2 protein-coding genes are annotated in these 2,810 nt (G+C 53.7%); one reads left to right on the top strand and one right to left on the bottom strand.

Going from position 1 to position 2,810, the window contains the following annotated elements; all coding sequences use genetic code 11:
* Window positions 1-23 precede the first annotated feature (23 nt).
* Window positions 24-1,445, bottom strand: coding sequence for a sensor histidine kinase (locus tag COY37_RS00245; protein WP_286678745.1), 1,422 nt, complete (start codon window positions 1,443-1,445; stop codon window positions 24-26).
* A 215-nt stretch (window positions 1,446-1,660) separates the two neighbouring features.
* Here COY37_RS00245 and COY37_RS00240 point away from each other — a divergent pair, with 215 nt between their 5' ends.
* On the top strand, window positions 1,661-2,800 hold the full coding sequence (locus COY37_RS00240) for a hypothetical protein (protein WP_286678746.1): 1,140 nt from the start codon (window positions 1,661-1,663) through the stop codon (window positions 2,798-2,800).
* Window positions 2,801-2,810 lie beyond the last annotated feature (10 nt).

Here is a 2,810-nt window from a genome sequence, read left to right as displayed (position 1 = left end):
TCTTACTGCTCTTACTGCTCTTACTATACATCCTGCGAAACCTGTTCTACCGACACTTTTATTGTGACTTTGGTGCCGTTCTCGCTTTGCATGTCCCAGGTTCCGCCAAGCTCATCCGTTACCAGTGTGTGCACTATCTGCAAGCCTAAATTGCTATTCTTGCCGATATCAAAGCCCTCCGGCAACCCTATGCCGTCATCGTTGACGGCCATCGTAAGCGTTTTGCCTCGCCTCTCAAGCAAGATGATGATTTTTCCGCTATCGCGCCCCTCAAAGGCATGCTCGACGGCGTTTTGTACAAGCTCGGTTAAGACAAGCGCAAGCGCCGTCGCCATCGGAGATGGGATTTGCCCGCCCGCGCCCCTGGTCATGATGGTTATCTTTTTATCCGGGTGCACCAGGCTGCTCTGGATCATCCCGGTTATGTTACCCGCGATCTCTTTAAAATCAAGCGTGCCGCTGCCGCTTTGCGAGAGTATTTCATGGACGACCGCAATGCTCGAGATGCGCCCGACGCTCTCCAGCAGCGCTTGGCGTGCCTCCGGCGTTTCCATCCTGCGCGATTGCAGCCGCAGAAGACTCGCTATCGTCTGCAGGTTGTTTTTCACCCGGTGGTGGATCTCCCTGATCGTCGCCTCTTTTATCTTAAGCTGCTGCTCGCGAGCCCGCACATCCGTGACGTCACGGACAATCGCAATTATACCTTTGACATGGTCTTTTTCAATCAGCGGGATAGCCCGCTTGATAACCGTCATGTTCTTCTCGGTCACCTCGCGCCGTACCGCTTTTCTATCCTCAAGCGCACTTAAGATCGGCGTCTCATCCAGCCCGATCTCATAAATAGATTTGCCCACGAGCGCGTCAACGCCCAGGCGCCGGTAGATCATAACCGCATTCGGGGTGGCATAGGTGATAATCCCGTTGAAGTCCACGCGCAGCAGCCCATCACCCGCTTCCTTTGAAGACGGAAAAGTAATCCCCACATCCACGCCGGCCTCGATCATCTCGATCAGGTCATCCGCCGACGCCACATACATCTGCTCCATCTCGCTCGGGCGCCAGTCCTCCGGAGAACGCCGTTCGCTCGTTATAACCGCGATAACCCTCCCAGAGTCCCTAATCGGGATGGCGTAAATCGTGAGAGCCGCGCCGTTAAACTCACCGTACCGTTCCTCGACGCGCACGCCGCCGGTAAACGCCTTTGTTATAGCTTCCGGGGGATGTTCGAAGACCTGCCCGACGATGTTATCGGGACGTACGGATATCGAGGTATTCGGCTTAACCGCCGCCACGGCCACAATACCGGCCTCAGACGGGCAGTACATAACGATATCCGAGTAACTTAAATCGGCAATGAGTTGGATGTTTTTCCCCACCGCTTCGATCTTTTTTATCTGCCGATCGCTTAAGCCCGCGACCTTAAGAAACGGATTTGCCAATTGCAAATGACTTCCTCCACATAGGGCTAAACAGAGCCCCTTTACCTTTATGATTCTAGCATTTTAACCGCGTTTTTGCACGTCCGCGCGCCGTTGAGCGCCAAACCACCGCTTGCCCTACATACCGTCACCCACCAGGCGTTTATCATTGCACATCGGTGATTAAATCATTATACTTGCAGGCATGTGTCAATTTAGAGTCTGGTTGCTGCGAGGTACAAGTGTTTATAGCTAGATCGGCCGATCCGAAGAACCACGTCAAAGCACTTTATGTAGGAATATTTATAACCGTTGTCGCATCGCTGTACCTTTTCGGCGCGAAGGTTATCGCCCAGTCACCCACGCACCAAAGCATGGCCGCCCGGAGCATGCAACACACGTTACACCGGTACTCGGCCATCCGCGAGAAACCAACATCGACAACGAGCGATACGGTAAATGATACGGTAAATACAGCAACCGCTCTTGCAATGAATGTTAACCATAACACCGAGGTAGCACGGGGCTCGTCGCGCAAGGCCGCCGCCTTATCCAACACAACAAAAGTTCAGCCGCCCAAACCATCCTATCACGTTGGTCAAACACGTGGTTTTAGTGTTTACGGCAACACGGGCGGCAAAGAAAGAACGTTTAAGGCCAAGCTGCTGGCGAACGGGAACCATACATATATCTGGGTGGATACCGCCCAGTATATTCCAAAGGCGACCCTATCGAACCTGCTTATGCGATTCGATAAACGTATCTACTCACGCGATATCGATTATTTCAGCAATGCATCCGGGCGCGACCGCGCAAAGTATGTAAACATCCTAATCACCGACCTTAACGGTCTGGACGGCTACTTCGACGCAAACGACCTTTCGGGACAAAACCAGATGAAGCTCATCTATCTGGACGGCGGGCTCATTAAAAACTCGCCAAACGAGGCGTACAACACACTCGCCCACGAGTTCGAGCACCTGCTGTTCTACTTAAGCGACGGCGCCGACGTCGAGTGGCTCGACGAGGGCATGGCCGTCTACGCCGAATACATCAACGGCAGCTTCCCGGCCACCTACGTCGATGATTACCTGCGCGACCCAAACATCAACCCGGCAACCGGCTTCACCACCGACAGCAACAACTCCTACGGCGCCGCCTTCCTCTTCGTCGCCTACGCCGCCAACCAGGTCACCCAATCCCACAACCCCATCCCAAAATTCACCCGCTCCCTCATCGAAAACTCCCCCAAAGGCCTAAACGGCGTAAACATCGTCCTCCACCGCTACATCAAAAACCGCTACAAAGACTCCTACGGCGAGATCTACAAACCCCAACAACTCGTCAAATACGGCACCAAACTGCAAAATAACGCCCCGTAGCCACCCGGAG

The sequence above is a fragment of the Candidatus Aquicultor secundus genome (assembly GCF_002791875.1).
In the GTDB taxonomy this organism is placed as follows: domain Bacteria; phylum Actinomycetota; class Aquicultoria; order Aquicultorales; family Aquicultoraceae; genus Aquicultor_A; species Aquicultor_A secundus.
This window is presented reverse-complemented; position numbering and strand designations above follow the sequence as displayed.